Source organism: Breoghania corrubedonensis (genome assembly GCF_003053845.1).
Taxonomy (GTDB): Bacteria; Pseudomonadota; Alphaproteobacteria; order Rhizobiales; family Stappiaceae; genus Breoghania; species Breoghania corrubedonensis.
The window spans coordinates 14198-33544 of the sequence record NZ_QAYG01000004.1; the positions used below are offsets into that span (position 1 = coordinate 14198).

19 protein-coding genes, 1 tRNA gene and 1 riboswitch are annotated in these 19347 nt (G+C 62.1%); of the genes, 6 read left to right on the forward strand and 14 right to left on the reverse strand.

All coding sequences use genetic code 11. The features are described from left to right. Positions 1–8 precede the first annotated feature (8 nt). Together cobW and cobU are read right to left on the reverse strand one after the other, a co-directional pair. Complete coding sequence (cobW, locus tag C8N35_RS12310; protein ID WP_107990014.1) at positions 9–1076, reverse strand: cobalamin biosynthesis protein CobW; 1068 nt, start codon at positions 1074–1076, stop codon at positions 9–11. Beyond that, complete coding sequence (gene cobU, locus C8N35_RS12315; protein WP_428977108.1) at positions 1073–1612, reverse strand: bifunctional adenosylcobinamide kinase/adenosylcobinamide-phosphate guanylyltransferase; 540 nt, start codon at positions 1610–1612, stop codon at positions 1073–1075. The genes cobW and cobU overlap by 4 nt, the downstream gene beginning before the upstream one ends. Before the next feature lie 366 nt (positions 1613–1978). Further along, positions 1979–2226, reverse strand: a riboswitch (cobalamin riboswitch). A 224-nt stretch (positions 2227–2450) separates the two neighbouring features. Here cobU and C8N35_RS12320 point away from each other — a divergent pair. From C8N35_RS12320 to C8N35_RS12345, 6 genes are all read left to right on the forward strand, one after another. Continuing rightward, positions 2451–2525 (forward strand) — tRNA-Asn (locus C8N35_RS12320). A gap of 302 nt (positions 2526–2827) precedes the next feature. After that, positions 2828–3643 (forward strand): ImuA family protein, encoded by an 816-nt coding sequence (locus tag C8N35_RS23865; RefSeq protein WP_170122090.1) that lies wholly within the window; start codon positions 2828–2830, stop codon positions 3641–3643. Beyond that, a complete protein-coding gene (locus tag C8N35_RS12330; RefSeq protein WP_170122091.1) occupies positions 3594–5129 on the forward strand; it encodes a Y-family DNA polymerase in 1536 nt (511 codons plus the stop codon). The genes C8N35_RS23865 and C8N35_RS12330 overlap by 50 nt, the downstream gene beginning before the upstream one ends. Next, positions 5126–8521: an error-prone DNA polymerase gene (locus C8N35_RS12335; protein ID WP_107990018.1), complete on the forward strand. Its 3396-nt coding sequence runs from the start codon at positions 5126–5128 to the stop codon at positions 8519–8521. The genes C8N35_RS12330 and C8N35_RS12335 overlap by 4 nt, the downstream gene beginning before the upstream one ends. Positions 8522–8827: 306 nt before the next feature. Further along, positions 8828–9577, forward strand: coding sequence for an AzlC family ABC transporter permease (locus C8N35_RS12340; RefSeq protein WP_107990019.1), 750 nt, complete (start codon positions 8828–8830; stop codon positions 9575–9577). Beyond that, a complete protein-coding gene (locus tag C8N35_RS12345; protein ID WP_107990020.1) occupies positions 9570–9923 on the forward strand; it encodes an AzlD domain-containing protein in 354 nt (117 codons plus the stop codon). The genes C8N35_RS12340 and C8N35_RS12345 overlap by 8 nt, the downstream gene beginning before the upstream one ends. A 33-nt stretch (positions 9924–9956) precedes the next feature. Here C8N35_RS12345 and C8N35_RS12350 read toward each other — a convergent pair whose 3' ends face one another. From C8N35_RS12350 to mdcA, 12 genes are all read right to left on the reverse strand, one after another. Next, positions 9957–10526, reverse strand: a complete 570-nt coding sequence (locus C8N35_RS12350; protein WP_107990021.1) for a biotin transporter BioY — start codon at positions 10524–10526, stop codon at positions 9957–9959. Beyond that, positions 10484–11182 (reverse strand): energy-coupling factor transporter transmembrane component T family protein, encoded by a 699-nt coding sequence (locus C8N35_RS12355; protein WP_107990022.1) that lies wholly within the window; start codon positions 11180–11182, stop codon positions 10484–10486. The genes C8N35_RS12350 and C8N35_RS12355 overlap by 43 nt, the downstream gene beginning before the upstream one ends. Next, positions 11179–11859 (reverse strand): energy-coupling factor ABC transporter ATP-binding protein, encoded by a 681-nt coding sequence (locus tag C8N35_RS12360; RefSeq protein ID WP_107990023.1) that lies wholly within the window; start codon positions 11857–11859, stop codon positions 11179–11181. The genes C8N35_RS12355 and C8N35_RS12360 overlap by 4 nt, the downstream gene beginning before the upstream one ends. A gap of 215 nt (positions 11860–12074) precedes the next feature. Continuing rightward, positions 12075–12833, reverse strand: coding sequence for a malonate transporter subunit MadM (gene madM, locus C8N35_RS12365; protein ID WP_107990024.1), 759 nt, complete (start codon positions 12831–12833; stop codon positions 12075–12077). 2 nt (positions 12834–12835) lie between these two features. Beyond that, the gene (gene madL, locus C8N35_RS12370) at positions 12836–13252 is read right to left on the reverse strand and encodes a malonate transporter subunit MadL (protein ID WP_107990025.1); all 417 of its coding nucleotides are present in this window, start codon (positions 13250–13252) and stop codon (positions 12836–12838) included. Positions 13253–13322: 70 nt separating this feature from the next. Then, entirely contained in the window at positions 13323–13532 is a 210-nt protein-coding gene (locus C8N35_RS12375; RefSeq protein ID WP_107990026.1) for a biotin/lipoyl-containing protein, read from the reverse strand. A gap of 15 nt (positions 13533–13547) precedes the next feature. Then, the gene (gene mdcG, locus C8N35_RS12380; protein WP_107990027.1) at positions 13548–14306 is read right to left on the reverse strand and encodes a malonate decarboxylase holo-[acyl-carrier-protein] synthase; all 759 of its coding nucleotides are present in this window, start codon (positions 14304–14306) and stop codon (positions 13548–13550) included. A 2-nt stretch (positions 14307–14308) separates the two neighbouring features. Continuing rightward, positions 14309–15409 carry an acyl carrier protein gene (locus C8N35_RS12385; RefSeq protein ID WP_107990028.1) on the reverse strand — a complete coding sequence of 367 codons (1101 nt, stop codon included), beginning with the start codon at positions 15407–15409 and terminating at the stop codon, positions 14309–14311. A gap of 23 nt (positions 15410–15432) precedes the next feature. Continuing rightward, positions 15433–16326, reverse strand: a complete 894-nt coding sequence (gene mdcE / locus C8N35_RS12390; protein WP_107990029.1) for a biotin-independent malonate decarboxylase subunit gamma — start codon at positions 16324–16326, stop codon at positions 15433–15435. A 33-nt stretch (positions 16327–16359) separates the two neighbouring features. Beyond that, positions 16360–17316 carry a biotin-independent malonate decarboxylase subunit beta gene (locus tag C8N35_RS12395; protein WP_107990030.1) on the reverse strand — a complete coding sequence of 319 codons (957 nt, stop codon included), beginning with the start codon at positions 17314–17316 and terminating at the stop codon, positions 16360–16362. Positions 17317–17327: 11 nt separating this feature from the next. After that, complete coding sequence (mdcC, locus tag C8N35_RS12400; protein WP_107990031.1) at positions 17328–17645, reverse strand: malonate decarboxylase acyl carrier protein; 318 nt, start codon at positions 17643–17645, stop codon at positions 17328–17330. Positions 17646–17662: 17 nt separating this feature from the next. After that, complete coding sequence (gene mdcA, locus C8N35_RS12405) at positions 17663–19336, reverse strand: malonate decarboxylase subunit alpha (RefSeq protein WP_107990032.1); 1674 nt, start codon at positions 19334–19336, stop codon at positions 17663–17665. Between the last annotated feature and the right edge of the window lie 11 nt (positions 19337–19347).

Genomic DNA, 19347 nt, shown 5'->3' on the forward strand with positions numbered 1-19347 from the left:
GAGGCCGGTTAGACGACCGCTTCCTGTGCAAGCATCGCCTCGATCCGTGCCTTGTCGACCCCCTTGAGGCCGATCACCACGAGCCCGGGCCTCTTGTCGGCGGCGGCAGCGAACCAAGCCTCCACACGCGGCCCCACAGCCTGGACGACGGCGGGGGAAGGCTTGCCCGCGACCCACACGTGCCCCTTGACCCGCAACACCCCCGGCAGGGCAACGACGGCCGCAACCCGTTCCCTGGCATCGGCAAGCGAGATCGCCGGAGCGGCACGCACCACGAAACTCTCGAAGTCGTCATGATGATGGTGGTCGTGATGCTCATCATCATCGTGATCATCGTCGTCATTGTGATGATCGTGGTGGGCCCTGCGGCTTTCCATGTCGTCTTCGGCGCCGCTGTCGAGCCCCAGCAGGACGTCGGCCGGAAGCCGTCCCATATCTGCCTTCAGCATTGCCACGTCGGCACGCGCGTCTTCTGCCACGCGAACCTGGACCCTTGCGATCTCCGCCTCATCGCACAGGTCCGACTTGGAGAGAACGATGAGATCGGCGCAGCGAAGCTGATCCTCGAAGAGTTCCTCGATCGGACTGTCATGGTCGAGCGCCTCATCCGCCGCGCGTTGAGCGGCGACTGCATCCTCGTCCATCGCGACATGCCCGTCGGCCACGGCGCGCGCATCGACGACGGTGATGACGCCATCCACCGTCACCCGTTCGCGCACATCCGGCCACTGGAATGCGCGAACCAGCGGTTGCGGCAGGGCGAGACCCGATGTTTCGATCACGATGTGTTCGGGCGCCGGATCCCGCTTCATCAACGCCTGCATTGCGGGCAGGAAGTCGTCGGCGACGGTGCAACAGATACAGCCGTTGGTGAGCTCGATCACCTCATCCGCCCCGCATCCGGGCACGCCGCAATCCGACAGCATGCCGCCGTCGAACCCCATGTCGCCGAATTCATTGACGATGAGCGCAATGCGCTTGCCACCCGCGGTCTCGATCAAATGGCGCACCAGCGTCGTTTTTCCGGCGCCGAGAAATCCGGTGATGATCGTTGCGGGGATCTTTGCGGGTCTCATTCCGCGCCTCCTGTGTTCTGATTGTCCTTGAGCGTCAGCGGCAATCCGGCCGCGACGAAAATCACATGCGGCACGACAGCCGCCACCGCCTGGTTGAGAAGGCCCTGGCAATCACGAAACTCACGCCCCAGCGGCGTTTCTGGCACCAGCCCGAGTCCGATCTCGTTTGAAACGAACAGAACGGGCCCGGCACGCGCATCGATCGCAGCCACGAGCGCAGCCGTTTCGGCCTCCACATCACGTCCGTCGAGCATCACGTTGGAGAGCCACAACGTCAGACAATCGATCAGCAACACCCGGCTACTCAGCCCCTCGCCGGCCAGGATACCGGTGAGATCGAGCGGCTCCTCAATCGTCTTCCAGTCAGAGCCCCGCCGCGCCTGATGCCGGACAATGCGCTCGGCCATCTCGGCATCCCCCCCCTGCCCGGTTGCCACATAAACCTTCTCGAGCCCCGAGGCCTCGGCCAGCGCCTCCGCGTGCCGGCTCTTGCCCGACCGCGCGCCTCCCAGAATCAGCGTCGTCTCTATCATCATCGAAATCTCCGCAGGCGGATCGGGGGTTCAAGCCCCGTGGGTGGTCGTGGGGAATGGGGCCGGGCAATCGCGAACAATCGCGAGAATCGGATCGAAGCCGGGCCTGTTGCTCGGGCGCACCTGTCGCCGCTTCGGCCGACATGTCCGCAGCGCCGTCGCGCGCCTCTGCCTGCGTTACCGCAATGAAGCGGATCGCGTGCAACGAAGTCGGCCGGCGGCGGATTCAGCAACGAACGAATCCAGGTGTTGTCACGAGCAAGGCGCGCGCAGGCGCAAGTGTCGTATCGGGATGCGGATACGAATTGTCGGGAAAACCGAATTGAACCATCGAACATCTCCTCACCGTCCACCCGACGGCACATAATGGAATTTCATCGTGTGTCGGCTGGTTTCCTGGCTTGCGGGTCACCGCATCGCCCGCGCCTTCCCGGATAAGGACCCTGCCGAGACATGCCCGGTCGACTCGTTCCAGTGGCATTGTGCGGGGATGCTCGCCGCTTACAGTTGCGGGGGCAGCTGCGGCCTCAAACGCCCTGATTGGGTCCGTTCTCACCGCATTCCCATTTGATCCCCCAGGGCTTTGCCCGGCGGGGAACCGACCGCAACGTTGTAGCCGCTTGCGCTCCGCCCCTCAAGGCGCGTGAAAGAAAGGAATACACGAGGGCATTGAGAAGCCGGCAAAACGGCGGGAACCCGGGAACCATCCGCACCATTACGACATTGGCGCCATCCGGATGATTTACATTCATCCACATTTTTTGCCCGTCGGGACTTGGCAAGCGCATTAGGCGTTGATATAGCCTCATCCGTCGCCGCACCGCTGGTGTGGCCGACCTGCTCCCCGGTAGCTCAGTGGTAGAGCAAGCGACTGTTAATCGCTTGGTCGCTGGTTCGAATCCGGCCCGGGGAGCCATTTCTCCTTTTTCTTCTCCTGAAATTTTCGAAGGCGACTGTCTGACGGTCAGAGCTTCTTCGATAGCAGCAGGCTTGTGATCCAGGCTTGAATCTCCCGTTCCAGGCCCGAGCCAAACGCGCTTTCATGTCCGCACACGCACTTTCATGAATGTCTTGCGTGTACCGCTCGTAGCCCTGCCCGGATTTCCTGTCTTCCTCCCGAGTTCTCCCACTTGACTCGACTGCGCGGCTTTGAGCTTAATAGAACAAAACAGGAACATAGAGTGCGCCCGGCATGGTCGGGCGAAGCGGACAAACGTCATGTCAAGTCAGCGCAGGATTGCCGATCTGAGCGGAATCGTGAGGGCGCATGCGCCTGTTTCCGACCGGGCGCCGCTGGGAGCGGAGGTGGTCGACCGCCTGCTTGGCGGCGGGCTTGTTCGTGGCGCCTTGCATGAGGTGCGCTGCGAACACGTACGCGAGATAGCCGCAGCCTCGGGTTTCCTGATTGGACTGATCGAACGGCTGCACGCTTCTTCCGGTCGGGTCGTCTGGGTGGCGGATCCGGCCACCTCGCTCGACGCAGGTACGCTGTTCCCGCAGGGGCTCGCCCAGATCGGATTTGATCCCGCCCGCCTGGTTCACGTCCTGCCCCATGACCTTGCAACCGCCCTGTGGGCCGCGGACGAAGCCGTGAAATGCCGAGGGCTGGCGGCCGTCGTTCTGCAAATCAGGGGCAATCCGGCCCGGCTCGACCTGACCGCGACGCGGCGGCTGATGCTGCGCGCCCAGGAGAATGGCGGCTTTGCCTGCATGCTGCGCCAAAGCGCAGAAGCGCAGGCCAGTGCGGCCGCCACCCGGTGGCACGTGCGGGCGGAATCATCTGCGCCACCGGGGACACTCTCGACACCATCCGCGCCACGCTGGCGCGTCACGCTTGAAAAGAACCGCGAGGGCCGCACGGGGGAATGGTCGCTCGCATGGAACAGTGAGTGCAAGGTCTTTGAACATGCCCCGGAAACCCGTTCGGAAACCTGTAGCGCAGAGAATTCTGGCCCTCGCCTTCACGCACCTGCCGAGCGACCAGGTGGCGCGGCGCAAATGGGGCAAGTCGTGGCGTTTGAAGCCGCGTCCTGAGGCGCCGCCCATCGCGGTGGTCGATACGGTGAAGAATACGGTCCGCATCGTGGCATGCGACAGCCACGCGACGTCCTTCGGCATCAAGATCGACCAGACGCTGAGCGATGCCCGCGCTCTTGTTCCCGATCTGGAATGCAGCCAGAACCGGCCGGAGGAGCTGAAGGCCCTGCTGGCCTCGATCTGCGAATGGTGCGGACGCTACACCCCCCTCGTGGCTTGGAGCGGCACGGACGGCCTGTTTCTCGATATCAGCGGCTGCACGCACCTGTTCGGCGGAGAGGCGGCCTTGGTTGCGGATCTGGAACACCGCCTGAAGGCGCAGGGTTTTTCCGCACGCGCGGCCATTGCCGATACGCCGGGAGCCGCCTGGGCCATGGCGCGGTACGGCCGCCTCGCGATCGTTGCTCCGGGCCGTCAGCGCGAGGCCCTGCGCGATCTGCCGCTTGCCGCGCTGCGCCTCGACGAAACGCTGGTGATCGAGATGGCTCAGCTCGGCTTCAAGGCTGTCGGCTGCCTCATCGACGTGCCGCGCGCGCCGCTTGCCCGACGTTTCGGCCGCGATCTCCTGCGCCAGTTCGATCGCGCCATGGGAGACGAGGACGAGGTCCTTTCGCCGCTGATGCCCGTGGCCGAACTGACCTCGGAAAAGCGTTTTTCAGAGCCGATCGTCCATGAGGACGACATTCTGGGCACGATCGACCGGCTGGCCACCAGCATGCAGCCCCTCCTGCAGCGGCGTGGACTTGGCGTACGCCGATGCGAGATCAAGCTGTTTCGCGTCGATGGTCAGGTCTGCCGGCTCGCCGTCAACGCCTCCGCTCCCGTGCGCGCCCCGAAGAGGATTTCCGCCCTCTTCCGCGAACGCCTCGCCGCGCTCCATGACGATCTGGACGCCGGGTTCGGGTTCGACGTCCTGCGTCTCGACATCCTGCACGCGGAGGCTTTCGACGAGGCTCAGGCGAGTTTCGACGCGCCGCGCAACCACGAGGACGAACAGCGCGCCCTGATCGACCGGCTCGGCGCCCGGCTCGGCACGGATCGCGTCCGGCAGTTCGGCTTCGCCGACACGCACATCCCCGAACGCAGTTTCGATCTGCTGCCCGTGCTTTCAGCTTCCAATCGCGCAGGCGGCTCCCTGCCCGGCACGGTGACCAAAAGCGCATGGATGAGCGAGGGGACGACGTACGGACTGACGCGCCCTCTGCTACTGCTTCGGCAACCGGAACCGGTGGAAGCCATCGCGCCCGTGCCGGACGGCCCGCCCATCCGTTTCCGCTGGCGCAAGGCACTCTATGAAACGCGCCGCTCGGAAGGTCCCGAACGTATTGCCTGTGAATGGTGGCGGGATGGGCGCGGTGCCTACAGCCGGGACTATTTCCAGGTCGAGGACATGGCCGGGCACCGCTTCTGGCTGTTTCGCCACGGGCTTTACCAGCGCGAGACAGACGCCCCGCGCTGGTACATGCACGGGCTCTTTCCATGAGCCCGGACACGCCCCCGCGGACACAATCGCGGCACCCGGAGCCCGGCTATTGCGAGCTTGCGGTCAGCAGCAATTTTTCCTTCCTGCGCGGCGCCTCGCATCCGGAGGAACTGGTCAACGAGGCCGCCCGCCTCGGCCTTGCCGGCATTGCCCTGACCGACCGCAATTCGCTTGCCGGAGTGGTGCGCGCGCACATGGCCGCCAAGGAGGTGGGCATCGCCTATGCCCCGGGTTGCCGGCTGGCCTTTTCCGACGGCACACCGGATATCCTCGTGTGGCCGCAAGACCGCCGCGCCTACGGGCACTTGTGTGAATTGCTGACACTGGGCAAACGTCGCGCGCCCAAGGGCGAATGCCACCTGATGCTGGATGATCTCCTGGCGCTCGGGGAAGGACTTCTGATGGCCGTCATACCGGGGCCTCGGCTCGACAAGACGCTGACAGCCTGCCTGCTATCGTTGAGAGCGGCGTTTCCCGATCATCTGCACCTTGCCCTGGCGCGTCAGCACGGGCCCAATGATCGGCGCAGGATGGCACGGATTTCGGAAGTTTCTGACGAGACGGGCGTACCGCTCGTTGCCATTGGCGACGTGCTCTACCATCATCCGGACAGACGCCCCTTGCAGGATGTCGTGACCTGCATCCGCGAGCATGCCAGGCTCACCGATATCGGCCGGCGGCTGCTGCCGAACGCCGAGCGCCACCTGCACACGCCGGCGGAAAGGCTCCGCCTGTTTGCCGGATACGAAAAGGCGGTCCTGCGAACGGGATCACTCTTCGGCCGCATCCGCTTCTCGCTCGATGAACTGCGTCACCAATATCCCGAAGACCCCGTTTTCGAGGAACTCGGCGGCAAGCCCCTGCCCTCCCAGGAAGCTCTGGAGCGACTGGTCGCCATAGGCCTTGAACAGCGTTACCCGGAAGGCGCACCGCAGAAGGTGCTTGCCGCCATTGCGCACGAAACGCAGCTCATAGCCAGGCTCTCCTATGCTCCCTACTTCCTGACCGTCTACGACATCGTCCGCTTCGCGCGTTCGCAAGGCATTCTGTGTCAGGGACGCGGTTCGGCCGCCAACTCCGCCGTGTGCTATTGCCTCGGCATCACCGAGGTGAACCCGGAAAAGGTCGACCTGTTGTTCGAGCGCTTCATCTCCGAGGAGCGCAAGGAGCCGCCCGATATCGACGTCGATTTCGAGCATGAGCGGCGCGAAGAGGTGATCCAGTACATATACCGCAAATATGGCCGCGAGCGCGCCGGGCTGGCGGCGACGGTCATCTCCTATCGGGCCCGTTCCGCCATTCGCGACGTCGGCAAGGTCTTCGGGCTGTCAGAGGATGCCATCACGGCGCTGTCCGGCACACGCTGGGGCAGCAGTTCGCGCGAGATCGGGCTTGCCGACATCCAGCGCGCCGGATTTGACCCGAAAGACAAGCACTTGCGGCAAATGCTTGATCTGGCGCAGCAGATTGTCGGCTTTCCGCGCCACCTGTCACAACACGTGGGCGGTTTTCTCATCACCCGCGATCGGCTATCTTCTCTCATCCCCATCGAGAACGCGGCGATGGACGATCGCACCATCGTGGAATGGGACAAGGACGACCTCAACGCGCTGAACATGCTGAAGATCGACGTGCTGGCGCTCGGCATGCTGACCTGCCTGCGCCGGACCTTCGACCTGCTGGAGGCGCATTATGGTCGGCGGGAGACGCTCGCCTCGCTGTCGGAGGGCGATGAGCCCACCTACGACATGATCTGCCGTGCGGACACGATCGGCGTCTTCCAGATCGAGAGCCGGGCGCAGATGACCATGCTGCCCCGCCTGCGGCCACGCTGCTATTACGATCTCGTGATCGAGGTCGCCATCGTCCGGCCCGGCCCCATCCAGGGCAATATGGTCCACCCTTACCTGCGCCGGCGACAGGGGCTGGAACCGGTGAGCTATCCCAAGGAGGAGTTGCGCCGGGTGCTGGGCAAGACGCTCGGCGTGCCGCTGTTCCAGGAGCAGGCGATGAACATCGCCATTGTCGCCGCCCATTTCGAACCGGGCGAGGCCGACCGGCTGCGTCGCGCCATGGCGACGTTCCGGCGGGTCGGCACGATCGGGTCCTTCCGACGCAAGATGGTGGAAGGCATGGTCGCCAACGGCTACGAGCGGGAATTCGCCGAACATTGCTTCCAGCAGATCGAGGGATTCGGCGAATACGGCTTTCCCGAAAGCCACGCAGCGAGTTTCGCCCTGCTGGTCTATGTCTCCTGCTGGATGAAATGCCATTACCCGGATGTCTTCTGCGCCGCCCTGCTCAATTCCCAGCCGATGGGCTTCTATGCCCCGGCCCAGATCGTGCGCGATGCCCGCGAACACGGGGTCGAGGTTCGGCCTGTCGACATCAATCACTCTCGGTGGGAAACCACGCTGGAGCCGAACGGAAAGACGGAAAACGTCGCGCCGCAGCACCGGCCGATGATCGGCATCATGAAGAACACTCATGCGGTGCGCCTCGGCCTGAACCGCGTCAAGGGGCTCGGCAAAACGGATGCGGAGACCCTCCTGCACCATCGTGCGCGCGGCTATGACAGCGTACGCGATCTCTGGTTGCGTTCGGGCCTTTCGCGAAGCGCAGTGGAACGGCTGGCGGAAGCCGATTGCTTCCGCTCGCTCGGGCTGGACCGGCGTGCCGCTCTGTGGGCGGCCAAGGCGCTCGATCCGCTGAGCGGCACGGACCGGTTGCCGCTCTTTGCCGCCACAGACGCACACGGTCTGCATCACGAGCCCGACGTGAAGCTGCCTCCCATGCCGCTCGGCGAGCATGTCATCATCGATTATCGTTCGCTGTCACTGTCACTCAAGGCCCACCCCGTTTCCTTCATCCGCGATCGCCTTGCCCGCGCCCGTTACCGGCGTTGCGTCGATTTGCAGACAATCGGATCGGGCCGGAACGTGCAAGTCGGTGGGCTGGTGCTGGTGCGGCAAAGGCCGGGCTCGGCCAGGGGCGTCATTTTCGCCACCATCGAGGATGAAAGCGGCGTCGCCAACCTCATCGTCTGGCCGAAGGTCTTCGAGAAATACAGGACCGTGGTGCTGGGCAGCCGTTGCATCGGCGTTCGCGGCAAGCTCCAGAACGAACAAGGCGTCATCCATGTGGTCGCCACGCATCTGGAGGACCTGACCCCCTGGCTCGCCACGCTCTCCCGCGACGCCAACGACCTGGTGGCCCTCGTCAATGCCGATGAAGTCCGCCGGCCCGTGGTTGAAAGAAGACCGGCCCCCAACCCCATATCCGGTCTCACCCAACTCCTGAAAGACGCACCGGAAATCCGCCAGGACCTGGAACGGCTGACAATCTCCGACACGACACGTCGCGCCCTTCCCAAAGGCCGCAACTTCCATTGAAAGCGGGGAAACCATGGCACGGCAGACTGGTTGCATCCCTCGTTGCATATAACCCGCCCAACCGTCGCATGCAGCACCCACGCGACTTATCAAAAAGAGAAGTCGCCAACATCCTGAAACCGCACGGCTTGAAGCAATGAACGAAACGTATTTCCGGAGACGCTTCCGCTAGGTAATTAGTAAATATGAATTGCCATTGCAAAAATACTTATATTATTGAATTCAAATGGATATTGACACTTGATCGAGTTCAAAATAGAAGCTTTTTTAAAGAATCGAGACCACATTCAACTCAATGTCGGCAGTATGACCCCATCCCCAGACACCTCTCAGACCGATGAAGCGGATACCTCCGTTGCAACCGTGTTCCGCATCGCGGCCAGCGATGCCCTGGTCGTCGTCCTCACCTTTCTGGTGATGTTCATGGGCGTCGGCCAGATCAGTGCCGAGGCCGGCCTGTCTGCTTTGCAGACAGCGTTGATGACGAGCCTCACCGTCGCTGCGCCCGCTCAGGCCGCGGCCATGCAGATCATGACCAGCGACGGCGCCGTTGCCGGTGCATGGGTGGCGGCAGTCGTCGCCGTCGTCATCATCAACCTGCGTTTCATCGTCATGGTCGCCTCCGTTCTCGGTCGCCTGCCCGAGACGAGCTTCGTCCGCGGGCTTGGCGGCGTCGGCCTGATATCCGCCAGTTCCTTCGCCGTCATCCTGCCGCGACTGATGGACAAGAAGCCGCCACGCCCGGTCCTCTATTGCGGCTTCGTCGGCGGACTGTGCTCCGGTTCTGCAATCATTGGCGCCGTCGCCGGACATCAGCTGGCCGCCTCGGTGCCCGTTATCGTCGGGGCGACCCTTGGCGCGATGATCCCTATCTATTTCGCCACGCTCATCGCCAGGCAGAAGAAGATGCGCAACCTGATGGTCAACGCCCTGTTCGGCGCCATCCTGGTGCCCCTGGCCGTCCCCACGATGGGTTCGCTCGCGCTTCTCATCCTCCCGCTGATCGTCGCCGCGCTCAGCATGCTCGTTGATCAAAGGAAGAAGTCCGATGCATGACGTTGCCTTCGCACAATGGCAGCTCTGGGCCGTGGCAGCCGGTGCCGGGCTTGGCACGCTCCTGCTTCGGATCATTCCGCTTGTGGCGCGGGAAAAGATCGGCGGCGAAAGGATCAGGGAATTCTTCGACCGCGCCGGCTACGGCATTCTCGGTGGAATCGTCGCGACATCCGCTCTTCGTTCCGGTCACAACCTGTTCACGAGCGAGCCAACCATCGGCGCCGTCGTCGCGATTGCCTGCGTGATCGCAGCCTTCGTGATCGCAGTGTGGCGCGGCGGCACGATCCTGCCGACAATCATCGGCCTTGCAGGCTTCGTCGCGGCCGGCCTGATCTATCTGCGATAGTCAACCGGCCGCCGACGTTTCACGAGAACGCGGTCAGGCGACCGCCGTCTTCTGAATGATTGGATAGGAGCGTTTGACCGAAACCGCGATAGCGGCCGCGACCCCCGCCTTGATCACATCGCCGATCACGAACAGCGACGAAGCCATGGCCGTCTTCAGCAACGACAGGTCCACGACGAAGGACGTCCAAGTGATGCCGATCGCATAGAGCACGATGATCGCACCGATAACGCAATAGATGAACGACGAAACCACGTTCAGACGACGCCAGCCCCATTCGTGCAGCAGGCCGATGACATAGGCCGCAACCACCCAGCCGATGATGTAGCCACCGGACGGACCGAAGAACACGCCAAGTCCGCCACGGCCACCTGAGAGCAATGGCAGGCCGACAGCGACAAGCCCCACGAACAAGAGAAGCGCAAGTCCACCGCGGCGCGCGCCGAGTATCGAGCCCGCCAGCATGGGGCCGAGCGACTGCGCGCTGATCGGCACCCCGATTGCCGGAATCGTGATCGGAGGGAAAAGCGAAAGTGCAGCGGTCAGACCGGCAAAAAGGGCTATGTAGACGATGTCTCGAGTGGAGCTTTGTTGTCCTTGCATGTCGTCCTCGATTGAGTTGATTTCGCCTTCTCTACGAAACGTGGAGGCAATTCATCGTCATCGTAGGGGGAACGCGCTTCGATTGCGTCGGCCACATCGCTCGCCATCCTGAGTGTCCGCAGGACAAGTGGCAGCGCCAGAGCGATCGGGTTGGCGCCAAGGCCCCTCGCTCGCTGCGCATCCCGGATTTCCTGTGCCTGCGCGCCGATGACCGGAATGAAGCGCAGCGCCAGCGAAAAGGCCAGGCCGACCTTGGCGGGATTGACGCCGAACCGGCGCAAAGGCCCGAGCGCCCTTTCGACCGCAGCGATCAGGGCGTCAGTACGCGTCGTCAGCGTTACAAGCATCGCCAGCAACACCAGCGCGGCAACCCTCAGCACGATTGCCGCGGCCATCCCCCACGAAAGCATGAACCCCTGCGCCACGAAGAGCAGAGCCAGAATCCATTGCATCGGCTTCAGCTGAAGATAGGCCTGACGCATGGACAGGCCCGCAAACCTGTAAAGAGCGAGCGTGACAACCATGGCCAATGCAATCAAACGCCAGTCGTCCAGATAGAGGACACCGGTACCCGCAACCGCCAGCACACCAAGCTTGAGGCCCGCAGGCAATCGATGGATGAGCGTCGATGCGAAGGGGTCGCGCGGCCGCGTCATTGCATTCGCTCCACATAATGTGAAAGTGCTCGGCTCGGCTCGTCATCCGCGATCACCTTGCCCTGATCGAAGACGATAACGCGTTCGAAATTCTCCAACAGCTTCAGGTCGTGGGTGACAATGATCACCGTCTCTTCCAGCTCGCTGATGACCCGGGAAACCTTGCGCGCGTTGCGCAGATCGAGAAGCGTTGTGGGCTCGTCGAAGACGATGCAGTCGGGGCGGGTGACGAGAACGCCCGCAAGCGCCAGCAACTGCTTCTGACCACCGGAGAGAGCGTGCGAGGGATGGTAGCGGAAAGCGCCGAGACCGTAGCGGTCCAGAACCTCTTCCACGAGCGCGTCGCGTTGTGCCGCGGGCAGCTTCAATCCCTTCAACCCGAAGGCCACGTCCTCTTCAACGATGGGAAAAACGATCTGGTTGTCCGGGTTCTGGAAAACGAATCCAACCTTGCGGCGAACGGCCTTGCCGTTCTTTGCCGTATCCAGTCCGTCAACAAGGACCTCCCCCCTGGTCGGGACGAGAAGTCCGTTTAGCAGCCGGGCAAACGTGCTCTTGCCAGAGCCGTTCGAGCCGACGATTCCAATCCGCTTCTCGTTCAGAGTAAGATCAATGCCCTTCAGCGCCTCGAAAGTCTCGAACTGCTGATGGACGTCGCGGACTTCAATCGTCGTCATAATTTGCCCTTGGCGCATTTGAAGTCGCCGATCAGCTTCCGTAACGAAACCGATCGGCGACTGCAAGACAAGCTTTGCGCAATTTTGAGTTGCCTACCCCACACGGGGATCAAAACTTGCCTCTTTTTCGGCACTATCTCTTGAAACGCTAGCTCATGCGCCTCAAACTTATAGCGGTTCCAAGGTCCGTTCTCTGATTGGCCCTCGCCAAAGGATTATCCAACCAGAGCAACGAGCGCCATGTAACCGACCGACGGAACCAGCAGGCAGCCAAGGCCTGTGTAGAAGGTCGCCGTCAGGGCTCCATAAGGGACCAGCCGTGCATCGGTCGCAGCCAGACCCGCGGCGACGCCACTTGTGGAGCCCATCAACCCACCGTAGACCGCAGCCGCGGACGGATTGTCGAGACCGGCGGTCTTCGCCAGGAACGGGGTCAGGATCATCACGGAGATCGACTTCACGACGCCGGCGGCGACGGAAAGTGCGATGACATCCGAAGAGGCACCCAACGCATTGCCGGTAACCGGGCCAACGATGAACGTGACGGCACCGCCGCCGATCGTGGCCATGTCAACCGCACTGGTATAGCCGAAGGCATACGCAGTCGCGGCACCGATGACCGTCGACAGAACGATCGAGACCAGAAGTGCGACGACGCCGGGAAGGCCCGCCTTCTTCAGTTCCTCAAGCTTCACGCCGAAGGCGGTCGCCACGATGGCGAAGTCCCGGAACACGCTACCGCCCATGAGGCCGATACCGGAGAACAGGCTCACATCGGCCAGGCCGTGCTTGCCACCGGTATGTGTGCCACCGATATAGGCCAGGATAAGGCCGATCACGATGGCGATAGCCGAGGGATGGATCCGGCCGGCGAAGATCTTACCAATCAGGGTGGCGACATACATGATGATGCCGACGACCACGAAGGCAGTAACCAGAGGATACTTGGTAACTGCGTGAATCAGAATATCCATGATCACTTACCTTCCTTGGCAACGGCCACGGCCGGGTCTTCGTTCAGAGGCGGAAGAGGTTCACTCTTCGGGCTGAGAGCCGAGATCGGACGGATCAGCAGGAAGCCGATAAACACTGCGCCAAGGCCAGCGATGAACGCCAGAGCGCCAGCGCCGAAAGCCGCCACGACATTCTGACGGGCGCACATGGCAACCACGATCGGAATGTACATCGCGCTCCAGAACTGGATACCGCTCTGCGCCAGCTTGGAAAGCTGGTCGCGGTCCATCAGGTGCCTGGCGAGAACGACGAGCAGAAGCATCGCGATACCGACGCCGCCGATATTGGCGTCGATTCCGACCAAGTGGCCGATGAGGTAGCCGAGACCGGTACCTACGACCATGCAACCGCCCATCAGGGCTAGTCCATAAATCACCATATCACTTACTCCGGGAGACTAGGAGTTCGAGGTATCGGGGCGGCGGGACCGCCGCCCCGGTTTCACTTAATCACTCAATGATCATCAGAACGGCGCCGGGCTTCATGCGGTCGCCGGCGGAAGCCGCGATGGACTTCACTTCGCCGTCGACCGGAGCCGGCGTGTTGTTCTTCATCTTCATCGCCTCGACGACGGCGAGGTTCTGACCCTTGGTGACCTTGTCACCGACAGCCACTTCGATCGAAACGACCGTCGAAGGCATCTTTACTTTGATATCCATCATACACTCCATTGGTTAGATGGTTGACATAGCGGGGAAAATCGTTCTCTCCCCAGATACGCCGTTGGATCGATCCTTTTCCAGCATCGATACAGCGGAGAAAACACTTAATTTATCCCTATCCACAAGATCTACACCGTCAATTTTCTTGACCAGCACTGTTTTTGATCGGGATAAATACTCAGAAAGCTTCACACCGGTCGAAATGTCGACTTCCAACTCGGCGTCGACGGAAATGCCGAGTTCTCCGCAAAGAGACGTTACGGCACGGTAGAATGCCTCGATATCGCCGCCATGCTCGGCGTCGACGAGGATGTCGAGGTCCGAAGCAGGCCGCACATAGGCGAGGCCAGTAACCGCCGCGAGTGCGGCGGATCCGATCAGGCCAAGGCGCACGCCGAAACGCTCGCCATGACCGGAAATGAAACGAAGGGCCGGATGGACGGGAGGAAACTCGCTCACCGCACGATCCATCACTTCATAAGGAGAAACGAAGCCACTCACCTGATCGCCACTTACGATCAGCGACGAGCGCACACGCTGTTCCTCGATGCGTATCGGGAACGAGAAGCCGAGCTGCCCCTGCCCTTCCCTGCAAACCCGCGTCGGCCGGCAGACGATGCCGGGAATGCGCTCCTCAAGAAACGCTTTCAGCACGGCGTTCTCGGTCGCCTCGTCCCGCATTGTGTGCGGCAGACCTTCCAGCAGCGCGGGCACGAGGGCCTCACGCGCGCTCGGTTCAAGTTCTGCCAGATAGTGGCGCCGGTTCAGCATCTTCAGCGCCTCTTGATCCAGGCAGGATCCGTCTTCGCGGATTTCTGCAAATCGGCCTGCGCTTCGACGAGAACATCGAACAAACGCGTATTCTGCGGACCGACGATCTCGATCGGCTGGTAAACGCCCACCTCGTCCGCCGGAACGCCCGGTACGAGTTTGAGCCGCGTCGCGGCAGCGTTCGTCTCAAGATCACGGGCGACCTTCACCACCCTTCCCTTGATGCGCAGCATGGTGCGCGCGGCCTTCTCGACGGTCGAAGCCGCATGCGCGGTGGTCGCGGTAACGACGACTTCGTATTCCGGATAGGTGCGCTCACGCTGATACGTGATGATCTCGCCGGCCCGGTTGCAGACATGGCCGGATTTGGAGACCACAAAACTGTCTCCCATCGGCAGCCCGCCGACGACGAGTTCGCGGTAGCTGTCCCCTCGCGGCGAGGCGACGAGTGTGATGTCGTCCCTGAGGGGCACACCATCTAGCGTCAACCAGCCGAACTCCTGGCAACCGTACAGGTCATGCACGGAGTAGCCGAAGCTCTCGGCCACCGGCAGAAGTTCCTGATCGAGCGGGGTGCCCGCGCAAAGCAGGGCGACATCCTTCGGCATGTGAGCCTTGAGGCCAAGCTTGACGACTTGTTCCAGCGTGGCTCTGAGGAATGACGACTCGCCAAGCAGGATCGATGGCTGTTCGCGGCAGCACGCCACGATCAGCGCATCCCGGCTGGAGCGTTTCAGGAAGCTCCATTCCACGCCGCAGTCGCGCAAGGCTTCTGCGGCGAAGACGTTTACAAGCGGAGGATAGGTCACGACCATCTTCGCTTGTGGCCCGGACCCAAGTCTGTCGAAAAGGGTCCGGGCCACCGCGCAGCGGCCGGAAATCTCGCCATGAGTCACGCCGACGATATTCTGGAACGCAGAAGAGCCTGTCGTGAAGGTGAGATACGCCAGATTGAGCGGCGTATGCACCTCCTCGATGACATGGGCGGCCGTAGGGCCGTCGATCCCCTTGTCCGCCAGTGTCCGCCTCGGCATCTCCTGGAGGGTGGGAGCACCACCGAAGGCATTCAGAGCGTCTTCAAGTACCGTCAGATCGTCGGACATGATTCATCGTCCCTTAAGGGTCGTCAGCGAGATGGAGCGTATTTCTCGGCGACTGCAGCGAACTCCTGGTTCATCAGATTGATGACCTTGGGTCGCACGACACGGCCATTACGCTCCGCACCCAGAGTGCCGCGTCCCCACGGGCCGAGCTTGTCATCTTCGCCGGCGGCAACGGCCGCACGGATCTGCTTGACGTGCTCGATGATCGCGGGACGCATCCCCTCCACCTTGTCGATCTGCTCCTCGACACCGCCGAGCGCATAGAAGAACTGCGGGCCGGCCGCGAAGACCGGGTTGCCCTTGGACAGTTCCTGAAGGGTCTCGAGATCCTTCTTGATGATGCGCGAGATCGAGGTCAGCGGCATCACGTGGATCATGGTGCCGAAGCTGCTGTCGAGCGACAGGATGTTGGAACCCTGCAGACCGTGGCACAGGAAGGCGCCCGAAATCGCACGGCCGATGACCATGGACACGATCGGGTGACCCGCCAGGCGAGCCTCCGCCAGCGCCAGCTGATAGGCGCCCGTGGCCTTGTTCATGCCGAAGATCTCTTCGACCTTGCCGGGGCCGTTGCCCGGGGTGTCGACGATGAGCACGAGCGTACGCTTCTGCTCCTTCGGCTTGTCGGCGTCGGCGGCGAGGGAGGCGTAGACGGCCTGAGCCATCTTGTAACCTTCCTCCATGCCGATGATACCGGCATAGACGACCGGGAACTTCTCGTTGAACGCCTGAGCGTCAGAGACGATGAGCGTCACGTCCTGACCATCAAGCTTCGCCGTGCCGACAACCGCGCCCGGACCGAATTCCGGATCATCGAAAGTCTTGGCGCCAACGGTGCCTTCCTTGAAGCTGTCGGTATCGACGATCATGTCGATCGCGTCCCGACCTCTTCCCATCATGGTTTCAACGTTTTCCATGATTGTCTCCTGATTTGGATCTTCTGATCGGGTTCAGACTTCGAGCCGCTTGACCGATGCGACGAATTCGTCGAACGGCTTGCTGTCGAGGGTTGCGGCATCGGCATTGCCGGCCTTGGCCCAGACGTCACGGGCGTCCTTCGGCTGCATCTCGGCGGCAAGGGCGACAAGCTTCAGCTGCTTCTCGACCAGTTCCGGCGAACCGATGCGGCGCATCTTCTCGAACTCGGAAACCGGCAGTCCAGCCAGCTTGCCGAGAGCCTCACGGAAGTCCGCGACCTTACCGTGCACCAGGACGTTGCAGTCGCCCATGATGTACTTGTGGCGGCCACCGGTTGTGCGGAACACGAGTGCGCGATCGGAGGAGTCGAACTCTTCCTTGCCCATCTCCTGTTCGATCACTTCCGGACCCGTCAGACCCAGACGGCCGTACTCGCTCATGATGATCGCGTCGGTCGCCGCGGCAACGAAGCCCATGCCACCGAAGCAGCCGACCTTCGAACCGATAAGCGTGATCACCGGGACCTTGTGGCGAGCCTTCTGGAGCTGGTCCATAACCTCGGCGTGGGCCAGCAGACCGGCGTTGGATTCGTGCAGACGGACACCGCCCGTCTCGAACGAGATCACGACGACCGGCTTTTCCTCATCCGTGAGGTCCGAATGCTCGGCGACCAGCTTGTCATAGAACTCGACGGCCAGGCGGATGGTGTTGACCATCTTCGCGCCACCGACCTCACCGACCGAACCGCCAATGAAGCGGCCTTCCTGCGAAATCACGAAGACCGGGGTCTTGCCGATCTTGCCGACGCCGGTGACGATACCGTCATCGAATTCGACAGCTTCGCCAAGGGTTTCCAGGTGCGGGCTGTAGAAGCGGTCGAACGGACCGGCCAGCTCCGTGAACGTGCCCTCGTCGACCAGGCCGACGGCACGGGCGCGAGCGTCCGATTCCAGGAAGCTCTGCTCCTGAATGTCATTCCATTTCGGCATGGGGTATCTCCTTACTCTCCGGTCGCTTCCGCAAAAGCCTGGCGCAGGCGCAGCAGGACGACCGCAGGAGTGGCATTGTTGTCGTTGATCTCGAGATGAACGTCGCCCAGCAGAGTCTCGGAGACGAAGGTCTCCACGACCCGCTTCCAGAGCTCGTCGAAGCCTGCAACAGGGGTAACGAGTTTTATCGAAACCGCCCCTTTGAGGTCCTTCGGCTCCATGAGGACTTCCATGTCACCCGAGCCGACGACGCCCAGATGGACGGGCTTGTCGATGCTCTTGGTGCCCTCGTCGATCTTGACGTGGAATTCCAGTGTGTTCAAAGCCATGGTTCAATGATCCTTCGTCACCAGTTGCGGAAGCGAGCCGGCGGGTTGTAGAGGCCGCCAGACCACGTCACGAGGTCCTGGATGCTACGGGCGGCCAACATCGAGCGGTCCGCACGCTTGCGGTCGACGCCAAGGTCTTCCGGCGTCATAACGATACGCTGCTCGCGAAGGCGCTTTGTCTCGGCCGGATCGGCCTTGAGCCCGATTTCCGTGTAACCGGCGACCGCACGAATAGCTGCCATGCGGGCTTCGATATCCGGAGCGCGGTTGAGGTAGGCAATGCCTTCCTCGGTCACGATGTGGGTCAGGTCGTCGGCATAGATCATGACCGGGGGCAGCGGAAGGTTGGCGTTCTTCGCGAGCTTCCAGGCATCCAGCTCCTCGACGAAGACCGGAGCACGGCCCTCACCGAAGGTCTCGACGCCCTGCACGACCAGCTTCTTGCCGCGCGGCATGTTGCCCAGCGTGCGATCCAGGGTCGGCTGCTCGGCACCGCACTTCAGCCATGCGTCAGTGGAGTGACGACGACCGTGGGCATCACTGCCCATGTTCGGTGCGCCACCGAAACCGGCAACGCGGTTAGCGGTCGCCGTGGAGGAGTTACCGTATTTGTCGATCTGCAGCGTACCGCCGATGAACATGTCGCAGGCGTACTGACCGGCTGCCTGAGAATAGGCACGGTTGGAACGCAAGCTGCCATCGGGACCGACGAAGAACACGTCCGGACGCGCCGCGACGAACTTCTCCATGCCGAGCTCACCGCCGAAGCAGTGGATCTGCTGAACCCATCCGTCTTCGATCGCGGGGATCATCGTCGGATGCGGGTTGAGGGCCATGTGCGTGCAGATCTTGCCCTTCAGGCCCAGCTCAGCGCCATAGGTCGGCAGCATGAGTTCGATGGCGGAGGTCAGGAAACCGATGCCGTGGTTGAGCCGCTTCACTTCGTATTCGCCGTAGATCCCCTTGAGGCACAGCATCGCCAGAAGGATCTGGCTGTCCGTGATAAGGGCCGGGTCGCGAGTGAACAGCGGTTCGATGAAGAACGGCTTCGGCGACTGCACGACGGCATCAATCCAGTCGGCAGGGATATCAACGCGCGGCAGTTCGTCGACGATCTCGTTGACCTGGGCGATAACGATGCCCTGGCTGAACTTGGTCGCCTCGACGATCGTCGGCGTATCCTCGGTGTTGAACCCGGTATACAGGTTGCCCTTCTTGTCCGCCTTGTAGGCGCAGATCAGGGAGACCTTCGGGGTCAGGTCGAGGAAATAGCGGGAAAAGAGCTCCAGGTACGTGTGGATCGCACCCAGCTCCATCTTGCCGTCACGGATGAACTCCGCAACACGGCCAGCCTGCGGGCCACCGAAAGCGAAATCAAGCTTCTTGGCAATGCCGCTTTCGAACAGATCAAGGTGAACCGGAAGCGGAACCGCCGACTGCACCATGTGCAGGTCGTGGATCTTGGACTTGTCGACCTTGTTCAGGCTCTCGGCCAGAAAGTCGGCCTGCTTCTGGTTATTACCTTCAATATTGACGCGGTCGCCGGGGCGGATCACCGCCTCAAGCAGGGCCACCGTATCTTCCGGCTTGAACTGCTTGCCCGGGCCGATGAACCGAGCGGCAGCCGCCATTCTCTCCGCAGTATCTGCAGAGCGACGGTCCCACTTTTTCTCAGTACCGTTAGTGGACATGGAACAACCTC